At 63.5% G+C, this 16,591-nt stretch carries 20 protein-coding genes; 14 read left to right on the top strand and 6 right to left on the bottom strand.

Annotation, left to right across the window (positions count from 1 at the left end; all coding sequences use genetic code 11):
* Nucleotide 1: 1 nt before the first annotated feature.
* The 12 genes from urtE to L6639_RS18185 all read left to right on the top strand — a co-directional run bounded on the left by urtE (nt 2) and on the right by L6639_RS18185 (nt 10,358).
* A complete protein-coding gene (gene urtE, locus L6639_RS18240; protein ID WP_237863097.1) occupies nt 2–697 on the top strand; it encodes an urea ABC transporter ATP-binding subunit UrtE in 696 nt (231 codons plus the stop codon).
* Nucleotides 698–750: 53 nt separating this feature from the next.
* The gene (locus L6639_RS18235) at nt 751–1,593 is read left to right on the top strand and encodes an urease accessory protein UreD (protein ID WP_237863096.1); all 843 of its coding nucleotides are present in this window, start codon (nt 751–753) and stop codon (nt 1,591–1,593) included.
* A gap of 40 nt (nt 1,594–1,633) precedes the next feature.
* Nucleotides 1,634–1,936, top strand: a complete 303-nt coding sequence (locus tag L6639_RS18230) for an urease subunit gamma (protein ID WP_237863095.1) — start codon at nt 1,634–1,636, stop codon at nt 1,934–1,936.
* A 113-nt stretch (nt 1,937–2,049) separates the two neighbouring features.
* On the top strand, nt 2,050–2,355 hold the full coding sequence (locus L6639_RS18225) for an urease subunit beta (protein WP_237863094.1): 306 nt from the start codon (nt 2,050–2,052) through the stop codon (nt 2,353–2,355).
* Between the two features lie 26 nt (nt 2,356–2,381).
* The gene (locus L6639_RS18220; RefSeq protein WP_237863093.1) at nt 2,382–3,503 is read left to right on the top strand and encodes a patatin-like phospholipase family protein; all 1,122 of its coding nucleotides are present in this window, start codon (nt 2,382–2,384) and stop codon (nt 3,501–3,503) included.
* Nucleotides 3,504–3,517: 14 nt separating this feature from the next.
* Nucleotides 3,518–4,057 carry an HD domain-containing protein gene (locus L6639_RS18215; protein WP_237863092.1) on the top strand — a complete coding sequence of 180 codons (540 nt, stop codon included), beginning with the start codon at nt 3,518–3,520 and terminating at the stop codon, nt 4,055–4,057.
* Nucleotides 4,058–4,094: 37 nt separating this feature from the next.
* Complete coding sequence (gene ureC, locus L6639_RS18210; RefSeq protein ID WP_237863091.1) at nt 4,095–5,810, top strand: urease subunit alpha; 1,716 nt, start codon at nt 4,095–4,097, stop codon at nt 5,808–5,810.
* A 140-nt stretch (nt 5,811–5,950) separates the two neighbouring features.
* A complete protein-coding gene (locus tag L6639_RS18205; RefSeq protein ID WP_027530199.1) occupies nt 5,951–6,250 on the top strand; it encodes a putative quinol monooxygenase in 300 nt (99 codons plus the stop codon).
* Between the two features lie 6 nt (nt 6,251–6,256).
* The gene (locus tag L6639_RS18200; RefSeq protein WP_237863090.1) at nt 6,257–6,901 is read left to right on the top strand and encodes an urease accessory protein UreE; all 645 of its coding nucleotides are present in this window, start codon (nt 6,257–6,259) and stop codon (nt 6,899–6,901) included.
* Complete coding sequence (locus tag L6639_RS18195; protein WP_237863352.1) at nt 6,882–7,610, top strand: urease accessory protein UreF; 729 nt, start codon at nt 6,882–6,884, stop codon at nt 7,608–7,610. Before L6639_RS18200 ends, L6639_RS18195 begins: the two co-directional genes overlap by 20 nt.
* A 154-nt stretch (nt 7,611–7,764) precedes the next feature.
* Nucleotides 7,765–8,388, top strand: coding sequence for an urease accessory protein UreG (gene ureG, locus L6639_RS18190; protein WP_237863089.1), 624 nt, complete (start codon nt 7,765–7,767; stop codon nt 8,386–8,388).
* 305 nt (nt 8,389–8,693) lie between these two features.
* Entirely contained in the window at nt 8,694–10,358 is a 1,665-nt protein-coding gene (locus L6639_RS18185) for a CHASE domain-containing protein (RefSeq protein WP_237863088.1), read from the top strand.
* A 21-nt stretch (nt 10,359–10,379) separates the two neighbouring features.
* On the opposite strand, the gene L6639_RS18180 is transcribed toward L6639_RS18185, so the two are convergent.
* From L6639_RS18180 to L6639_RS18155, 6 genes are all read right to left on the bottom strand, one after another.
* Entirely contained in the window at nt 10,380–10,739 is a 360-nt protein-coding gene (locus tag L6639_RS18180) for a RidA family protein (protein WP_237863087.1), read from the bottom strand.
* A 56-nt stretch (nt 10,740–10,795) separates the two neighbouring features.
* Nucleotides 10,796–11,404 (bottom strand): TetR/AcrR family transcriptional regulator, encoded by a 609-nt coding sequence (locus L6639_RS18175; protein WP_237863086.1) that lies wholly within the window; start codon nt 11,402–11,404, stop codon nt 10,796–10,798.
* A 103-nt stretch (nt 11,405–11,507) separates the two neighbouring features.
* Complete coding sequence (locus tag L6639_RS18170; RefSeq protein WP_237863085.1) at nt 11,508–12,650, bottom strand: OpgC domain-containing protein; 1,143 nt, start codon at nt 12,648–12,650, stop codon at nt 11,508–11,510.
* Nucleotides 12,651–12,838: 188 nt separating this feature from the next.
* On the bottom strand, nt 12,839–13,291 hold the full coding sequence (locus L6639_RS18165) for a hypothetical protein (RefSeq protein ID WP_237863084.1): 453 nt from the start codon (nt 13,289–13,291) through the stop codon (nt 12,839–12,841).
* 89 nt (nt 13,292–13,380) lie between these two features.
* Nucleotides 13,381–13,752 (bottom strand): ElaB/YgaM/YqjD family protein, encoded by a 372-nt coding sequence (locus tag L6639_RS18160; protein ID WP_237863083.1) that lies wholly within the window; start codon nt 13,750–13,752, stop codon nt 13,381–13,383.
* 76 nt (nt 13,753–13,828) lie between these two features.
* Nucleotides 13,829–14,941, bottom strand: coding sequence for an AI-2E family transporter (locus L6639_RS18155; protein ID WP_237863082.1), 1,113 nt, complete (start codon nt 14,939–14,941; stop codon nt 13,829–13,831).
* Between the two features lie 207 nt (nt 14,942–15,148).
* Here L6639_RS18155 and L6639_RS18150 point away from each other — a divergent pair, with 207 nt between their 5' ends.
* On the top strand, nt 15,149–15,919 hold the full coding sequence (locus L6639_RS18150; RefSeq protein WP_237863081.1) for a L,D-transpeptidase: 771 nt from the start codon (nt 15,149–15,151) through the stop codon (nt 15,917–15,919).
* A gap of 18 nt (nt 15,920–15,937) precedes the next feature.
* Nucleotides 15,938–16,591: a DUF2865 domain-containing protein gene (locus L6639_RS18145; RefSeq protein ID WP_237863080.1), complete on the top strand. Its 654-nt coding sequence runs from the start codon at nt 15,938–15,940 to the stop codon at nt 16,589–16,591.

Genomic DNA, 16,591 nt, shown 5'->3' with positions numbered 1-16,591 from the left:
GATGCTTGAGGTCAAGGACATCAACCTGTTCTACGGCGCGGCGCAGGCGCTGCGCGGCGTCTCGATCGCGGCCGAGCCGGGCAAGGTCACCTGCGTGCTCGGACGTAACGGCGTCGGCAAGACGTCGCTTCTGCGCGCCATGGTCGGGCAGTATCCGATCTCCTCGGGCGCGATCCTGTTCGACGGCAGCGACATCACCGGGCTGAAGCCCTATGAGCGGGCGCGCAAAGGGATCGGCTTTGTGCCGCAGGGCCGCGAGATCTTTCCGCTGCTGACGGTCGAGGAAAATCTCAAGACCGGCTTCGGTCCGCTCAAGCGTCAGGACAAGAACATTCCGGACGATGTGTTCTCGCTGTTTCCGGTGCTGCAATCCATGCTCGGCCGGCGCGGCGGCGACCTCTCCGGCGGCCAGCAGCAGCAGCTCGCGATCGGGCGCGCGCTGGTGATGCGGCCAAAACTGCTGCTGCTGGACGAGCCGACCGAGGGCATCCAGCCCTCGATCATCAAGGACATCGGCCGCGCCATCTCTTACTTGCGCAACCTCGGCAACATCGCCATCGTGCTGGTCGAACAATATCTCGACTTTGCCTGCGAGCTCGGCGACAGCTTTGCGGTGATGGATCGTGGTGCGGTGAAGTTCACCTGCGACCGCTCCAATCTCGACCCAGGCGAGATTAGCCGCCAGATGGCGCTGTAAGTCGGGGCACTGTAGGCTAGCGAAATCCTGCCGCGGCCGGCTGGGGGAGACGGATGCGCAGCGACGCCTTGGTCACATCTTTGACGACATCTTCGGTGTTCGAAGCCAATCGCGCGCGCGGTGCCGTGCGTTTCGACGTCCACGCCCGCGACGGCGTGACGCGACGCGGCGCCTTGCATGAATCCGGCTCGCTCCGTGTGCGCTTTCCTTCGCCGGAGGATGAGGGCCTGTCCGGCGTGTTCGTGAACACGGCCGGCGGCGTCGCTGGCGGTGACCGGTTCGACATCGAGATCTCGGCCATCGATTCTGCCCGCCTGACGCTGACCACGGCGGCCGCGGAAAAGGTCTACCGCGCGCCGGGGGCCGCAGCGCAGCTCAGCATTTCCCTGAAGGTTGGCGCTGGGGCCCATCTCGGCTGGCTGCCCCAGGAGACGATCCTGTTCAACCGCGCGCGGGTCCATCGCCGCTTCGACATCGAGCTCGATGAAGCCGCCTCGCTGCTGTTGTGTGAAATTGTCGTATTTGGCCGCACGGCCATGGGCGAGCGCATGGAGCAGGGCGAATTTGTCGACCGCTGGCGGCTCTCCCGTGGCGGCAAGCTTGTCTTTGCGGAGACCGTCAGGCTGGACGGCGATATCGGTGCGAAATTGGCGCGGTCGGCAGTCGCGAGGGGCGCTGCGGCGATCGGCACGGCCCTGATCGTGCCGGGCGACGAGGCATTGGTCGAGCGCCTCCGCGAGGCGTCGGACTCTTTCGCCGGCGAGGTCGGGATATCCGCCTGGAATGGCTTTGCAATGGCACGGTTCTGTGCCCAAGATGCGGCGCGTTTGCGTGCCGACATGATGGCCGTGCTGGCGCGCACCGGTGCGGCCTTGCCGCGACTCTGGCTGAATTGACGACCGGGTGAATTGAAGTGTTGAACCGAAGAGATTTCGCATGAACCTGTCTCCCCGCGAAAAGGACAAGCTTCTGATCTCGATGGCCGCCATCGTGGCGCGCCGCAGGCTGGATCGCGGCGTCAAGCTCAACCATCCCGAGGCGATCGCGATCATCTCCGATTACATCCTCGAGGGCGCGCGCGACGGCCGCACCGTCGCAGAGCTGATGCAGTCGGGCGCGCAGGTGCTCACCCGCGACCAGGTGATGCCCGGCATCCCCGAGATGATCCACGACATCCAGGTCGAGGCGACGTTCCCCGACGGCACCAAGCTCGTCACCGTGCACGAACCGATCAGGTAGCTTTCAATTCGTCATTCCGGGGCGCCCGCAGGGCGAACCCGGAATCCAGAGATTGTTGATCGAGATTCCGGGTTCTCGCTTTGCGCGCCCCGGAATGACAAAGGAAGATAGACATGATCCCCGGCGAACTCTTCATCCAGGGCGGCGAGATCGAGCTCAATGCCGGCCGCAAGACCGTGACGCTGACGGTGGCCAATACCGGCGACCGTCCGATCCAGGTCGGCTCGCACTATCATTTCTTCGAGACCAATCCTGCGCTGAAATTCGACCGCAAGAAGTCCCGCGGCATGCGCCTCGACATCGCCGCCGGCACCGCCGTCCGCTTCGAACCCGGCCAGACCCGCGAGGTCCAGCTCGTCGCGCTCGCGGGCAAGAAGACGATCTACGGTTTTCGCGGCGACGTGATGGGGAAACTATAGGCAGGGAATCTACAGGAAGGTTCGCCATGGATGCGCTCGCGAAGGACAAGGTCGAGGTTGGACTCGTGCTCCAGGGCGGCGGTGCACTCGGCGCCTATGAGTTCGGTGCGATCGAGGCGCTGCTGGAATTGATGGATACGGTCGATCGTGCGGGCCGGACGATCACGCTGGCGGCGGTCACGGGTGTGTCCATCGGCGCGATCAATGCGGCCTGCGTTGTTGGCGCCGCTGGTCGGGCCGACGCCAAGCTGCGTTTGAATGGCCTTTGGTCCGAGCTTTCGCTGGGAAACCATTGGTGGGGCATTGCCGATCATGATCTCGCGCTGTTCGGCGTGCATGGCTTCTACAAGCAGCGCTACGACTATTGGGATGTCCTAAACTGGAAGAACTTCTACGATACCTCGCCTATGCTCGAGACGCTGAAGAACCACGTGGATTTTGCGGCGCTGAATGCCAGTCCGACCGCCTTCGTCGTGACCGCGGTCGATGTGGCCTCCGGCGAGCTGACGCGCTTCCGCAACCATCCGCGCAAGGATGAGCAGCAGATCGCGATCAAGCCTCAACACGTCCTGGCCAGCGGGAGCCTTCCACCCGGATTTCCGGCGACCCCGATCGATAATAGGACGTTCTGGGACGGCGGTATCGTCGACAATACACCGCTCGGCGATGCGATCGAGGCGTTTTCAGGGGCGGCAGATGTCGATCGCATTCTCGTGGTGATGAACCTCTTTCGAAACAAGCGCGCCGCGCCGAAGAACATGATCGAAGTGAACGACCGCCTGAGCGAGCTGCGCTATGGCAATCGGCTTCGCCAGGATGGCGCCAATGCCGCTGTCATCAACGAACTGCTTCAGACCATCGAGGCCCTTTCCGCAGCCGTTCCCGAAGCGGCGCGGACGCCGGACCTCGACCGGCGGGTGACGCAGGCGCAGCGCTTCAAGACGCTGGGCGCGATCACCAACATCGACCTTGCCGATTCCGATCTGGTCAAGGCCGCCGGCCTGTTGGAGGAAGCCGAGGACTCCGGAGCCTTTCGCGATTTTTCCGCAGGGGGCATCGAGCGACGCCGCAAGGCCGGCTATCGGCTTGCCCAGGTGAAGCTCGACGAAGTGTTCAAGGCCCGCGGCCTGCTGCCGGCGTTGCACTGACCAGGAGTGTTGTGGTGATCCCCCCGGTCCGCCTCGTCTCCCAAGCTGCTGAGCTGGCCGCGCGCCGGCACAACGGCATGGCGCGCAAGGGGCGGGGGAATGAGCCTTACATCAATCATCTCGCGGAAGTCGCGAACCTGCTGGCAACGGCGACTGATGGCGCCGATGCTGAACTCGTTGCGGCCGGTTGGCTGCACGATACGATCGAGGACACCGAGACCACGCGCGAAGAGCTCGCGCAAAAATTCTCCGAGCGTGTCGCTGCGCTCGTCGTCGAATGCACCGACGACATGAGCCTGCCGAAGGCCGAGCGGCGACGACGGCAGGTGATCGATGCGCCGAAGAAGTCGCCAAGCGCAAAACTGATCAAGATTGCCGACAAGGTCAGCAATATCGGCGCGCGCATTCATTCCGATCCGACCGGGGAAGAGCGTGACGACCTCGTCGATTACACCGGCTGGGCCGAGCGGGTCGTCGCCGGCTGCCGCGGCGGCAGCGTCTGGCTCGATATGACGTTCGACGACATGGTGCGAAAAGCGAAGGCTTCGCTGTGAGCACTGACCAGGAATTCAAACGCAAACGGGGCTTGTGATGTCCGTCAAGATGAAACGTTCCGTCTACGCCGACATGTTCGGCCCGACCACCGGCGACAAGGTGCGGCTGGCCGACACCGATCTCATCATCGAGGTGGAGAAGGATTTCACCACCTACGGCGAAGAGGTGAAGTTCGGTGGCGGCAAGGTGATCCGCGACGGCATGGGGCAGTCACAGGTCACCAACAAGCAGGGCGCGGCCGATACGGTCATCACCAATGCGCTGATCGTCGACCACTGGGGCATCGTCAAGGCCGACGTCGCCATCAAGGACGGCATGATCGCAGGCATAGGCAAGGCCGGCAATCCCGACATCCAACCGGGCGTCACCATCATCATCGGCCCCGGCACCGACGTAATCGCGGGTGAGGGCAAAATCCTCACCGCGGGCGGCTTCGACAGCCACATCCATTTCATCTGTCCGCAGCAGATCGAGCATGCGCTGATGTCGGGCGTCACCTCGATGCTCGGCGGCGGCACCGGTCCCTCGCACGGCACCTTCGCCACCACCTGCACGCCGGGCCCCTGGCACATCGCACGGATGATCCAGTCCTTCGATGCTTTCCCGGTCAATCTCGGCATATCAGGCAAAGGCAACGCATCGCGCCCCGCCGCACTGATCGAGATGATCAAGGCCGGTGCCTGCGCGCTGAAACTGCACGAGGATTGGGGCACGACGCCGGCCGCGATCGACAATTGCCTGTCGGTGGCCGATGACCACGATATCCAGGTCATGCTGCATTCCGACACGCTGAACGAATCCGGCTTCGTCGAGGACACCATCAAGGCCTTCAAGGGCCGCACCATCCATGCGTTCCATACTGAAGGCGCCGGCGGCGGTCATGCCCCCGACATCATCAAGGTCGCGGGCCTGAAGAACGTGTTGCCGTCCTCGACCAATCCGACGCGTCCCTTCACCCGCAACACCATCGACGAGCATCTGGACATGCTGATGGTGTGTCACCACCTCGATCCCTCGATCGCGGAGGACCTCGCGTTCGCGGAAAGCCGCATCCGCAAGGAGACCATCGCGGCCGAGGACATTCTGCACGATCTCGGCGCGCTCTCGATGATGTCCTCGGATTCGCAGGCCATGGGCCGTCTCGGCGAAGTGATCATCCGCACCTGGCAGACCGCGGACAAGATGAAGAAGCAGCGCGGATCGCTGCCGCAGGACAAGGGCAAGGACAACGATAATTTCCGCGTCAAGCGCTACATCGCCAAGTACACGATCAACCCTGCGATCGCGCATGGCGTGTCGAAGCTGATTGGGTCGGTCGAGAAGGGCAAGCTCGCCGATCTCGTGCTGTGGTCGCCGGCCTTCTTCGGCGTCAAGCCTGATTGCATCGTCAAGGGCGGCACCATCGTCGCAGCGCCCATGGGCGATCCCAACGCCTCGATCCCGACGCCGCAGCCGGTGCACTACCAGCCGATGTTCGGCGCCTTCGGCAAGGCGCGCACGGCGTCTTCAGTGGTGTTCACCTCGAAAGCAGCCGTCACCGGTGGCCTCGCGCGAAAACTCGGCATCGAGAAGAAGCTCTATGCGGTCCAGAACACCCGCAGCAAGATCTCGAAGAAGAGCATGATCCACAACGACGCCACGCCCAATATCGAGGTCGATCCGGAGACCTACGAGGTGCGCGCAGATGGCGAGCTGCTGACCTGTCCGCCTGCAGAGGTGCTGCCGATGGCACAGCGATATTTCATGTACTGAAATAGCGCCTCAACGCATGTCCCCGGCGCATGCCGATTGCATGTCCCGGGACGGCTTTTCCGGTTTTGCGTTCGATCCCGGCTGGTCTAATGTCCCGCCCGGTATCAAACCCCTCAGAAGAAAAGCCGGGAGGATTTCTCGTGATCTACGTCGTTGCCACCTTGACCATCAAGCCCGAAACGCGCGCCGAATTCATCGCGGCCGCCACCGCCTGCATCAAGGAGACGCGGAAGGAGCCGGGCAATATCGCCTACGATCTGCACGAGAGCGTGACTGATCCCAGCAAGATGGTGTTCGTCGAGCAGTGGGAGAATGCCGAGGCGCTGGTGCCGCATCGGGGCCAGGAGCATATGAAGACGTTCGGCCGTGTCGCGGTGAAGTGCTTTACCGCGCCACCGAAGATCGAAGTGATCACGCCCGAGAAGGTCGAGACGAGGTAACAGCGCATGATCCGGGCGACGCAGGTTAAGGGACAACACCGCTTCACGGAAACGCCGGCCGATACGGTCGTGCTCGATTTCGACGATCGGCACCGGCGCCGCATGGCGATGACCGGGACGCGAGGACTCGAATTCCTGCTCGACCTGGAGAATGCGGTCGCGCTGCGTGGCGGCGATGCGCTGGTGCTGGAGGACGGAAGGCTTGTCGAAGTGGTGGCGGCGCCCGAGCCGCTGCTCGAGATTCGCGGCCGCGATCCGCACCACCTCGTCCGCGTCGCCTGGCATCTCGGCAACCGGCATCTGCCGACGCAGCTGATGACCAAAGCCTTACGCATTCGCCGCGATCACGTGATCGAGGCGATGGTGAAGGGGCTGGGCGCGAAAGTGGTCGAGATCGAGGCGCCGTTCGATCCCGAAGGCGGCGCTTACGCCGATGCCGGTCATGCGCACGGGCATGATGATCACGCGCACCACGATCACGGTCACCACGACCATGCTCATCACGATCATGGTCATGATCATCACGGCCACGATCATCATCATGATCATGCCGCTCATGAGCACGGGCATGATGACCACCATCACCACGACGAGCATTGCGACCATCCCGACCATCATCACGGCCACAAGCATGCTCATGACCACAAATGAGCCTGACGGTGCCGACGACCTCGCCGAACGCGAGGCAGCGGCGCTGTACCGGCTGATGACCTGGCTATCGCCGGCGTTTCCCGTTGGCGGCTTCTCCTATTCCAGCGGTATCGAATGGGCGGTCGAAGTAGGAGATATCACCGACATTGTGACGCTGGCCGATTGGCTCGACGCGATGCTCGGTGAAGGTTCCGGCTTTTGCGATGCGACTTTCCTGGTGCAGGCCTATCGTGCCGCTGAGGCTGGCGAAGATGCTTCTTTGAGCGACATCGCCGAGCTCGCTGCCGCCTTCGTACCGTCGCGCGAGCGGCAACTCGAAACCACCTCGCAAGGCCGCGCCTTCATCGATATCTCGCGCGCGGCGTGGAATGCCAAGGGCCTCGATGCCATGGTCGCGGCATGCTGTACGCCAATGGTCTATCCCGTCGCCGTCGGCGTCGTCGCCGCAACGCACGGCGTGCCGCTTGCGCCGACGCTGCACGCCTTCCTGCATGCGCTGGTCTCGAACTGGATTTCCGCGGCAAGCCGGCTGATTCCGCTCGGCCAGACCGACAGCCAGCGCGTGCTGGTGAGGCTGGAAACCGCCGTCGCCGCGACCGCGAGTCGGGCGCTGAACGCGACCCTGGATGACCTCGGCAGCGCGACCTTTCGCGCCGATCTCGCCAGCCTGCGGCACGAGACGCAATATACGCGGCTGTTTCGGTCATGAGGACGAGATCCAACCGATCGTCGTCCCGGCGAAGGCCGGGACCCATAACCACAAATGTGCGTGGTTATAGAAGGATGCGCCCACAGCCCATCCCATCAACTGAGTTCGTTGGCTATGGGTCCCGGCCTTCGCCGGGACGACACTAGGAGAAAGTATGTCGAAATCTCACGGCCCTTTGCGTGTCGGCGTCGGCGGTCCCGTCGGGTCGGGCAAGACCGCGCTGATGGACCTGCTCTGCAAGACCATGCGCGAGCGTTACGACATCGCAGCGATCACCAACGACATCTACACCAAATGGGATGCGGAATTCCTTGTGCGCTCGGGCTCGCTGACGCCGGACCGCATCGCCGGCGTCGAGACCGGCGGCTGCCCGCACACCGCGATCCGGGAGGACGCCTCGATGAACCTCGCGGCGGTCGCCGACATGCGCGCGAAATTCCCCGGGCTCGATCTCGTGCTGATCGAATCCGGCGGCGACAATCTCGCTGCCACCTTTTCCCCGGAGCTTGCCGACCTCACCATCTACGTGATCGACGTTGCCGCCGGCGACAAGATCCCGTCCAAGGGCGGCCCGGGCATCACCCGTTCTGACCTTCTGGTCATCAACAAGATCGACCTCGCGCCCCATGTCGGTGCGTCCCTGGAGAAGATGAACACGGATGCCAAACGCATGCGCGGCGAGCGCCCCTTTGTCATGACCAATCTGAAAAAGAGCGACGGGCTCGACCGCATCGTCAGTTTCATCGAGACCAAAGGTGGACTGAAACAAGCGGATTGAAGCGGACGGGCCGCGGCGACGTGGCGCAGCCTTTTCCGCCGTTAACGCCTAAGGCAAAGCGGGGCCAACGGAACAAATTTCGGACACGGCGATTACCTACCTCCGGTGCCCGGGGCAAAGCCACAGATGGCCAGACGATCGGCCGGGCGGATTAAGCTTTTTGGGCGACCCAAGTTGCGTACAGATGCCTCCTCCGTCATTATCCCCTGCCACTGGGCTCACCCTGTTTCGGCACATGGCCGTTCGAGCGGCGTTGATATGCTCCGTTTTTATTGCCGACCTCCCGCTTTAGCCTGAGTATTCGCGTGGTCCGGCTGGGTTTCATCATCGGCTTCATCGCACTGCTCGGGGCCTTGCTCTCGGGGCTTGCGGCCTATCGTGTGCACGATCAGGAGCTGGCGCTGGACCGGATCGCGCTGGCGCGCGCGATCGACGTTCATGCGAGCCTCGTCCAGGATCGGTCAACAGAACGTGAGCTGCTGGCGCGTGTCGCCTCAGGCCTGTTCCGCGCGCCATCGGTGCTGAAGCCCAACATGCTGGAGCCGCTGCGCTCGGCGATCTACGCCTTCAAGACCGACTTCGTGGTGGCTGGCTGGGTGGCCCGGCTTCGGCCAGGCGAGCTCGCCGCGGCGCAGAACGCCATCGCGGCCGCCGGCTTCCCGAAGCCACAGATCCGAGATTACAACGACAAGCCGATCGATTCGGCAAGCCTGACGCAGCCCATCGACGTGCTGATGGATCTGGAGCCGCGCAGCGACGAGACCAAGACGCTGCCAGGCCGCAGCTACGATGACGAGCCGGTTCGCAGTGCGATGCTGACCCGGGCCAGGGTCGAGAAGCGGTCGGTTGCCTCCGACCCGATACCGCTGTTGCGTGGGAACGGGCCGATCGGCGTCATCGTAGCGGCCCCCGTCATTCCCGAAGGCGCAACCGAGCCGGCCGGCTTCATCACGTTTTCCTACGAGCTGGCCTCGCTGATGCTGACCAACGACGATCTGTCGTTGTTCTCGGTCGCGCTCAAGGACCCGCGCAAGGAGAACAGCGAGCTCGTCGCCAACGATCAGGGCGTCGTCTCGACCCGCATGACGACGCCGGACGGTCCGGCGCCGTCGGCGACGCGCACCATCAGCTTCGGTGGCCGCGACTGGCAGCTCGGCTATTACGCCAAGACCAATTCGGCGCGCCGCGCCGAGCAGACCGCGATCATCGTGGCGGCGATCGGCTTCGCCATCACCGCGATGGTGTGCGGCCTGTTTGGTTACGTCGCCTACAACAATCTGCGGCTGAGCCGCGAAATCCAGGTGCGGATCGGCTTCGAACGGCGGCTGACGGCCGTGATCGACGAGCTGAATCATCGCGTGAAGAACATCCTGGCGGTAATCCAGTCGATCGTGACGCGCACGCTGCGCCATGGCTCCGACATCGACGTCGCCCGCGAGCTGCTGATCGGCCGCATCCACGCCATGTCCAACGTGGTCTCGCTGCTCAGCGAGAGCCAATGGCAGGGCGTCAAGCTGAAGGGCCTGTTCGAGGCGCGCGCAATTCCGCACGCTGACCGCATCGCCGTCAGCGGCCCCGATATCGCCGTGAGCGCGCGCGCCGCGCAAAGCCTGTCGCTGCTGTTCTTCGAGCTCGCCTCGCATTCAGATGAAGGCCTGTCGCTGGTCGGCAAGCATCCGCACATTACCGCGAACTGGACCGTGACGGGCGAGGAGCCCGAGACTGTGTTTCATTTCCGCTGGGAGGAGTTCAACACCAGCGAGGCGACGCGTCGCCCGGATTCGGATTTCGGCCTGATCCTGCTCGACCGCGTCGCCCCCGAAGCGCTCGGCGGCAACGCCAAGCGCTATTTCACCGACGTCTCCTATGTCTACGAGCTGACGGCGCCGATGGAGACAGTCGTCGACATGACCGAGCGCGACCGCACGGACAAGATTTCGGCGCCGGTGCGACCGACGAAGTCGCCTTGAAGTCGGCTTGGCGCTCGCGCTTCAGACAGCGCTCACGCGAGCCGCGATGGCGGTCATTTCAAGTTTGACGTTCGGGCCAAGATCGGCCACGCCGACGGCGGCACGGGCCGGCAAGTGAGCTCCCGCAAAGTGCGCCTTCCAGGCCGCGTTGAACGCAACCTTCTCGCTGAGGTCGGTCATGAAGATGGTCACCTGCAGGACATTGGCCATGTCGGATCCGAGAGTCTCGAGCAGACGCGACAGCTGCCCAAGCACATCATTTGCCTGACCCGACATGTCCTGGCTCGTGTCCTCCGGCACGATTCCGCCGATGTAGAGAACGCCTCCATGCTCGACCACTTCGTGGAGCAACCCTTCGTAGGGCAAGATGCGCTTGATCATGATGAGAACGATGCTCCTGTCGAAATAGGCAGATTGGCCGTATCCTACGCCGGTTTTTAGCCTTTCGGCCGCAGCACCAGATCGACCAGGGACCGCGCATAGGCCGGGGTGATCGGCGCGATACCGAAGACGTAGCGATAGAACAGGCTGCCATAGATGGCGTCGTAGAGATCTTCCGCCGGCGCTTGCGCGAGAATGCTGCCGTCGCGCTGACCGGCCGCGATCATCTCCACCAACGCGTCGCGGCGGAATTGCAGATAGCGGGCATAGAACAGCTCGGCCGAGCCGGTCTTGGAGATGCATTCGGAGATGACGGCAAGCTGCACCTTGCCGAATTCGCCCTGCAAGGCTTCGGCATAGGCCGCGGCATGACGGCGCGCGCGCACGGCAGCCGTGCCCGCGCTCGCCGGCGGCAGTGGCAGCATTTGGGCGGCGTGATGGAGAAAGGCGTCGATCAGCAGCGCCTCCCGCGATGGCCACCATTTGTAGATGGTCATCTTGGAGACGTTGGAGTGGCGTGCCACCGCATCGATCGTGGTCGCGGCAAGGCCGGTCGTGGCCATCAGCGCATAGGCGCTTTCGAGGATGGCGTTGGTGGACTCGATCGAGCGCGGCCGGCCGCGCCGGGGCGCGCCCTCGGCCGCATCGCTCGTGCTTTTCCGCATGACCAAGCCGGTCTCTCCTTGCGCAGAGGCCGCCATTGCCACAGGGCCACCTCATTCCGCATAGCGCAGCGGAGGTCCCTGGCCTAGCAAAATCGCACGATAATTAGGCCCGTTGCCGCAAGGCCGCCGGCTCGTCCTGGCGCTTCGACCAGGAGATATAATACGCCACCGCCGTCATCACGGCGAAGCCGGCCAGGCTCACCCCGATTTGCATCACGACCAGATTGGCGCCAGTGATCAGGATGAGATGGCCGGCGAAAGACAGGAAGACGCCGATGCAGAACACGGCAAGCCACTCCTCGCCGCATTTGATCACCATCTGGAGCGACTTCCATTGCAGCCCCGGATGGTTAGACGGAATGAGATGGGTCGCAAGGAAGGCGAGCGCGAGGAAATGGATGACACGATACGGCGCGAGATTTTCCTTGTCGGTCGGCGAGATGCCGTTGAGCACGATGTCAGGCAGATAGGTGGACAGAGCAGGCGAATGGCGCATCAAGGTGACGGCCATCGCGAGCACGAGGTAGGCGCCGGCGAGCACACGCAGCCAGGAGATCTTGTGAAGCTTATGGCCTGACGCGCCGGTGACGGCGAACCAGCCGCCCAGCACCATCAGCATCTGCCAGCACAGCGGATTGAATGTCCACTCCAGGTCGGGATAGGCGTGAAACGTCCAGCCGAACCATCGCGCGGCGAGATACAGCGCAATCGAAGCGGCCAGAGTCACGTTCGGACGTCGCAGCAGGCCCCACAAGGCCAAGGGAAAGAACGCCATCAGCGGAATCATCAGCTGCAGAAGGTCGAGATTGAGCGGCTCCTCCTGGAGCACCAATCCCTGGACCAGGATGCGCAGCGGGTGCTCGAGAATCCCCGAGATGTTGTAATCGCTGATGATCTCCGGCGCCATCGATTGCGAGGCGACGTAAGCAATGGTGTCGATGTAGATCACGAACAGGACCACATAGGCGGCATAGAGCCGCCAGACGCGACGGAAGATGCGGGTCGCCGCGACGACATAGCCGCGCTCCAATGCCATCCTGCCGTGGATGATGGCAACGCCATAGCCGACCACGAACACGAACAGGTCGGCGGCGCCGCTGAAGCCGAAATTGCGCAGCGTCAGCAGGTTGACGACATTGTTCGGGATGTGGTCGACGAACACCGACCAGTTGGCAATGCCGAGCGTCAAATAGAGCCTGGCGTCGTGTTGGAATGCGGCGAGGTTCGCCTTGACGGACGGCTTCATTGCTAATTATTTCATTTGGAATCAGGGCGATGCTTTTAACGGCAACGACCTGCCTATCCGAGTAGCGATTACGTGAAGCCACAAGGATTTTTCCACGTCTGATGAAATATTGCGCAGAGGCGGCCCGTCGAGTCGCCGCGAGCCTTCCTGCTCGGTGGACGGCGCAACTTTCTTAGCGTAACGCGATCCTACTCGGCAGGCTCGGCCGGCGCCTCGTCAGGGACGCCGACGCGGCTTGCCATGATTCCAAGCGCAACGCCTCCGATCGCCAGGAACGGCAGCAGCCGTTTGACCCCGATGGCGCGGACGATCTGCAGGCCTGTGGCGATGAGCATGGGATCGGCGAGCATGCTCGGGGCTGCCTTCGCGGCACGCTCGGCCGCGATACGTGCGCGAGTCCGGATTTCCCGTTTATAGCCCCAATAGCTTCCCGCGGCAGCGAGCGTCAGCAGGAAGAAGATGCCGGCGCCGGCAAGGCAGGCCTGAACCGGGCCGTATTTGTCGAGGACGGAGATGAAGGCCGCGGCGCAGAGGAAGCATGTGGTGATGAACAGCGCGAGCGCCGCACCTGCCGCCAGCGAGGTCAGCCGCACAGTCGTGCCCGTCGATGCGCTGATGCCGTCGATGATGCGCTGAAACACAGCCTTGCTCCTCAGATGCCCACAAGCCAATTCGTGACCCGCCGGTCACGGCAGGAAGACTGTCGTGACCTCACGATCAATCGCGCGCCTCAGCGGCGCCAGGCGAAGCCGATCAGGAAGCCGATGCCGAGCGCGACACCGACGGTCGCCAGCGGCCGCTGCGTGATCGCGTCTTCCAGCGTCTCCTCGATCGAGCCATAGGCATCCTGCGCCGCGTCCATCATCGCGCTGCCGCGCTCCGAGAAATCGTCGAGAGTCGAATCCATGTTGTCGCGCGCCTGTTTGTAGCCGCGCCGGGCCTGCTTGCCCGTGGCGTTGGCGAAGGTGTTAAGGGCGTCGGTGATCTGATCGGTGAGGGCGGCGATATCGCTTTTCACGGCTGCTACATCCTTCTGGAGGCGTTCTGCGGTGGCTTTGTCGGTCCAGTCTCTCGTACCGGTTTCGCCAGTGGTCATTGACATCACAAGCTCCGAACTGTTGGCGGTGACCTGGACGGAAAACGTTCGGTTGTGGCCGAAGTTCCGTCTGCGGAGCCCGTCATTCCTGCGGCAATTGCGGCGAATTCTCCGGCAACAGATGCTCCTTCAGAATCAATCCTACGATCAGCAGCGGAGACGACAGGAACGCGCCCATCGGTCCCCACAGCCAGGTCCAGAACGCCAGCGCGACAAAGACGGCGAGCGCGTTTAACGACAGCCTTCGGCCGATGATGGTCGGCGTGACGAAGTGCCCCTCCAGAAAGGTGACGCCGCCGAAGGCGAGGGCGGCCATCAGGCCGCCGCCAATGGTTGGGAATGCGACCAGCCCGACCACGGCCAGCACGACGAACATGGCGACCGGTCCGATGATTGGAATGAAGTTGAGCGCAGCCGCAAGCCCGCCGAGCCCGGCTGGATTGGGCATGCCGGTGGCCGCACAGACAATGCCTGTGGCGATGCCGACGCCGATATTGATAACCGTGACGGTCAGCAGATAGTTGCCGAGATGAACCTCGATCTCGTTGAGAATCCGCAGCGTCCGCAGCCGCGCGTCGCGGTCGCCAAAATTCATGATCATGGCGCGCCGCAGGTCGCGCCAGCTCGCGATGAACAGGATCAGCGTGGCGAAGAACAGCAGAAATTCAGCGAAGGTCGGCGACACGAATTCCAGCGCGGGCTGCACCCAGTCCACTTTCGGCAGAGGGACACTCGGCAGCCCGTCGGACCCGCCGACCATGGTCTGCAGCTCCTTCCACAGCGCGAGCGGTCGGTCGAACACATGCGCCTTCTCCCTCAACTGCGCACCCAGCTCCGGGAGGCGTGAGCTCCACTCCATTGCGGGTACCGCGATCAGTGCAACGACGAAGGCGACCACCGTCGTGACCGCGATCACGATCAGCACCGCTCCAAGCGCGCGCGGCACCCGACGCTTCTCCAGGAAGGTGGCGGCCGGCGACAGCATGGTGCCGGCGACAACGGCCATCACGACCGGGAGGAAGAACGCTTTGGCGAAATAGAGCACGGCGATGACGGCGATCAAAAGCAGGCCGGCAAGCGCAAAGGCGACGAACTCGGTGCGCCTAATCACCGGCGGCAGCTCGACGTGGCTGTCTGGGAGTGGAGAACTCTCGTCGTTGCCGGAGATCAGACGTTCACTGGGAAGGACGCGCACAATTTCTCTCCCCGCACGGAGGTTTCCGGGCGCCCATTGGTCAACGGAGAACGCGTGAGGGGTGTCGGGGTTCCATCGCGGCTTCGTGAAGCCGTGCTCGCTTGACTGTGACACAGCTGCCGCAAGCGGTGGCGGAACTTGAGTCGGCGCTGCCGCGTTTACAAGCCAGCAGCATCACCCAGATGCGCACATCCAACGGGGCAGCACATGACAAAGTTCTCCGTCGTCCGTCGCAGCTTCTCGCCGCGCGCCGTCACCGCTTGTGCCTTTGCGACAGCTTTGCTGACAGTGCCGTTCGCGGCTCAGGCGCAGACATTCGGCTATGCGCCAATGCAGCTGCAGGCCTATCCGCAGGACCAGACGTATTCGCAGGGCTATGCCAACGTGGCACCCGAGGCCACCGACGAAGACGCGGTGCTGCCAGATCGGTTGCGCCGGCAGATCGTGAGCTTTGACCGCAATGAGCCCGCCGGCACCATCGTGATCGATACCGCCAACACCTACCTCTACTACGTGCTGGGTAACGGGCGCGCGATGCGTTACGGCGTCGGCGTCGGCCGTGAGGGATTCACCTGGTCGGGCGTGCAGAGCATCAGCCGCAAGGCGGAATGGCCGGATTGGCATCCGCCGGCAGAGATGATTGCGCGCCAGCCTTATCTGCCGCGCTTCGTCGCCGGCGGCCCCGGCAATCCGCTTGGTGCGCGCGCGATGTATCTCGGCTCCAGCGAATACCGCATTCATGGCACCAACGATCCCACCACGATCGGCAAATTCGTCTCGTCCGGCTGCATCCGCCTCACCAACGAGGACGTCACCGACCTGTTCAGCCGCGTCAATGTCGGCGCCAAGGTCGTGGTGCTGCCGAAGAATGCGCCGCTGATGGCGCGCGGCGGCGATCCCGTCCGCAAGCGGCCGGCGGCAACGACGCTGCCGTCCGGACGCCAGGCGCTCAACGTCCCAGCGTCGTCGGTGGACTAAGCGTTTGAGTGAGGTCAAATGATGAGACGTTCGATCAGCAAGCTCGCTGGCGGAGCGGCCGCGTTCGTCGCGGTTGCTTCCCTCAGCCTTGCGCTCGCGCCTGCAGTGCATGCGGAGGACTTCTTCTCGGCGCTGTTCGGCGGCTTCCGCATGCGGCCGCCGCCGGAGGTTCGCGTGCCGTTCCCGAACGACGACATGCCGCGCTACGATGCGCCGCGCCAGCGCGCATCCTACGGCGGCGGAACGGCCTACTGCGTGCGTGGTTGCGACGGGCGCTATTTCCCCGCGCAAGGTGCGGATGCCGAAAGCAAGGCGCAATCCTGCAAGAGCTTTTGCCCGGCTTCAGAGACGTCGCTGGTCTATGGGAGCAACATCGACGACGCCACCACGGACAAGGGCAAATCCTATTCCGATCTGCCCAACGCTTTCCGCTATCGCAACGAGATTGTCGCGGGCTGTACCTGTAACGGCAAGGACCCCGTCGGGCTTGCGCAGGTCAAGATCGAGGACGACCCGACCTTGCGCAAGGGCGACATCGTAGCGGGTAGCGACGGCCTCGTCGTCGCCAATCGCAACGCCAACGATCGTCGCGGCGTCGCGATGAACTTCTCGCCACTGCCGGAGTCCATGCGCGCGAAGTTCCGCCAGGTGCCGGTGATCGCGAAGGAGTAA

It is taken from the genome of Bradyrhizobium zhengyangense, assembly GCF_022012555.1.
In the GTDB taxonomy this organism is placed as follows: Bacteria; Pseudomonadota; Alphaproteobacteria; order Rhizobiales; family Xanthobacteraceae; genus Bradyrhizobium; species Bradyrhizobium zhengyangense.
This window is presented reverse-complemented; position numbering and strand designations above follow the sequence as displayed.

Bases quoted from the DNA above. Each gene is read 5' to 3' on its own strand.
- urtE (WP_237863097.1), top strand. From the start codon at position 2: ATGCTTGAGGTCAAGGACATCAACCTGTTCTACGGCGCGGCGCAGGCG.
- L6639_RS18235 (WP_237863096.1), top strand. From the start codon at position 751: ATGCGCAGCGACGCCTTGGTCACATCTTTGACGACATCTTCGGTGTTC.
- L6639_RS18230 (WP_237863095.1), top strand. From the start codon at position 1,634: ATGAACCTGTCTCCCCGCGAAAAGGACAAGCTTCTGATCTCGATGGCC.
- L6639_RS18225 (WP_237863094.1), top strand. From the start codon at position 2,050: ATGATCCCCGGCGAACTCTTCATCCAGGGCGGCGAGATCGAGCTCAAT.
- L6639_RS18220 (WP_237863093.1), top strand. From the start codon at position 2,382: ATGGATGCGCTCGCGAAGGACAAGGTCGAGGTTGGACTCGTGCTCCAG.
- ureC (WP_237863091.1), top strand. From the start codon at position 4,095: ATGTCCGTCAAGATGAAACGTTCCGTCTACGCCGACATGTTCGGCCCG.
- L6639_RS18200 (WP_237863090.1), top strand. From the start codon at position 6,257: ATGATCCGGGCGACGCAGGTTAAGGGACAACACCGCTTCACGGAAACG.
- L6639_RS18195 (WP_237863352.1), top strand. From the start codon at position 6,882: ATGCTCATGACCACAAATGAGCCTGACGGTGCCGACGACCTCGCCGAA.
- ureG (WP_237863089.1), top strand. From the start codon at position 7,765: ATGTCGAAATCTCACGGCCCTTTGCGTGTCGGCGTCGGCGGTCCCGTC.
- L6639_RS18180 (WP_237863087.1), bottom strand. From the start codon at position 10,739: ATGATCAAGCGCATCTTGCCCTACGAAGGGTTGCTCCACGAAGTGGTC.
- L6639_RS18175 (WP_237863086.1), bottom strand. From the start codon at position 11,404: ATGCGGAAAAGCACGAGCGATGCGGCCGAGGGCGCGCCCCGGCGCGGC.
- L6639_RS18170 (WP_237863085.1), bottom strand. From the start codon at position 12,650: ATGAAGCCGTCCGTCAAGGCGAACCTCGCCGCATTCCAACACGACGCC.
- L6639_RS18160 (WP_237863083.1), bottom strand. From the start codon at position 13,752: ATGTCAATGACCACTGGCGAAACCGGTACGAGAGACTGGACCGACAAA.
- L6639_RS18150 (WP_237863081.1), top strand. From the start codon at position 15,149: ATGACAAAGTTCTCCGTCGTCCGTCGCAGCTTCTCGCCGCGCGCCGTC.
- L6639_RS18145 (WP_237863080.1), top strand. From the start codon at position 15,938: ATGATGAGACGTTCGATCAGCAAGCTCGCTGGCGGAGCGGCCGCGTTC.